This window comes from Halomonas sp. SpR1, from assembly GCF_031010175.1.
Lineage (GTDB): Bacteria > Pseudomonadota > Gammaproteobacteria > Pseudomonadales > Halomonadaceae > Vreelandella.
This window is the reverse complement of record NZ_JAUAMB010000075.1, coordinates 1-1,560: the sequence shown is the minus strand read 5'-3', so window position 1 is coordinate 1,560 and position 1,560 is coordinate 1. Positions and strand designations below refer to the sequence as shown.

Below are 1,560 nucleotides of genomic sequence, written 5' to 3'. Positions count from 1 at the left end.
CCCGAATTTCTCACGGGGCATAAAAGGAAGCGGCTGAAAGTGTTAACGTTTCAGGGCCTTACACCAAAAACCAACACCAACAACCGCTTCCAAAATGGTACCTGAAAAACTGTCCTTCTCGCCACTCTCGCGCCGCCAAATCAAAGCCGATTTCTCCGGTGGCCACATTACCTCCGATGCCGGATTGCTCTTGCTTCGTGAGGTCGATCAACAACATCGCCTGACGCGTCGTTTGGCCTCGGTGCTTCATGATCCCCGCGCACCCGAACAGGTTCGCCATAAGCTCAATACCCTGGTTCGCCAGCGCGTGTTCGGCGTGGCCGCTGGCTATGAAGATTTCAACGATCATGAAGCGCTACGCTATGATCAGGCGCTTCAGACGGCGCTCGGTGAAGAGGCTGCACTGGCAGGCAAGTCCACGCTGTGCCGGATAGAGCAGAACGCCGATCGGCAAGCGATGGTGAAGGCCCATGAGTTACTCTGGCATCACTTCATTGAACAGCATAACGAACCACCGAAGGAAATCGTGCTGGACTTTGATGGCACCGATATCCCTGTGCACGGTGAGCAACCCGGCAAGTTCTTTAACCGCTATTACGATCACCACTGCTACTTCCCGCTGTATGTCTTCTGTGGCCGCCACCTGCTGGTGAGCTATCTGCGCACCAGTGACCGCAGCGACAGCCGCCATAGCTGGGCCATCCTCGCCTTACTGGTACGGTTTATCCGTCGATACTGGCCCGATACCCGCATCGTGTTACGGGGTGATAGCCACTTTTGTCGTCCCCGGATGCTGAACTGGTGCGATCGGCATCACGTTGACTACATCGTGGGTATCGGTAAGAACAGTCGGCTGCTCAAGGAAGTGGACGTCCCCATGATGCTGGTGCGCAAGACCCAATGGCAGGTGGGAGGAAAAGTGGCGGAGACGTTCCGCTTCCAATATCAAGCCCACTCCTGGCAATACCCACGCTGGGTGGTAGCCCGTTTAGAGGAAGGTGAACTGGGTTCTAATCCCCGATTTATCGTCAGTTCCCGTTACAACGACGGCTTCAAGCTTTACTACGAGCAATACTGTGCTCGGGGTGACATGGAAAACCGGATCAAGGATCAACAACTGAGCCTGTTTGCTGACCGTACTTCCAGCACGCACTGGTGGGCTAATCAATGGCGGCTGATCTTGTCAGGCTTTGCCTATACGCTGTTCGAGCGGTTACGGACTTACCTGAAGAACACGCCCTTCGCGCGCATGAGCCCAAGCAATCTGAGGCTCAAGCTCATCAAAGTGGGCGCAGTCATCATCCGCAATACGCGCCGAATCCGAGTGCTGATGAGTGACAGCTACCCCTATAAAACGGCGCTATCTGATCTCATCAGACGGTTGGTGCCGAACTGAATGTTCGGGCGCCCCCGGCCCGGCACAATGGGGGAAAGGGGGAAGTGTGTCTGAACGACGGAAAATGGTTAAAAAGTAGGCCATTTAAGCCGTGCCCATAGGTGTTTAGCGATATTACAGCCTGAGTGCGGTACTGGCTGAGGCGCTATGAGAAATCCGGGCTA

The 1,560-nt window shown here is 55.1% G+C and carries 1 protein-coding gene; it reads left to right on the top strand.

All coding sequences use genetic code 11. From position 1 onward, the window contains the following. The first annotated feature begins 94 nt into the window (after positions 1 to 94). Positions 95 to 1,396, top strand: a complete 1,302-nt coding sequence (locus QT231_RS24145) for an IS1380 family transposase (protein WP_308339314.1) — start codon at positions 95 to 97, stop codon at positions 1,394 to 1,396. Positions 1,397 to 1,560: the final 164 nt, after the last annotated feature.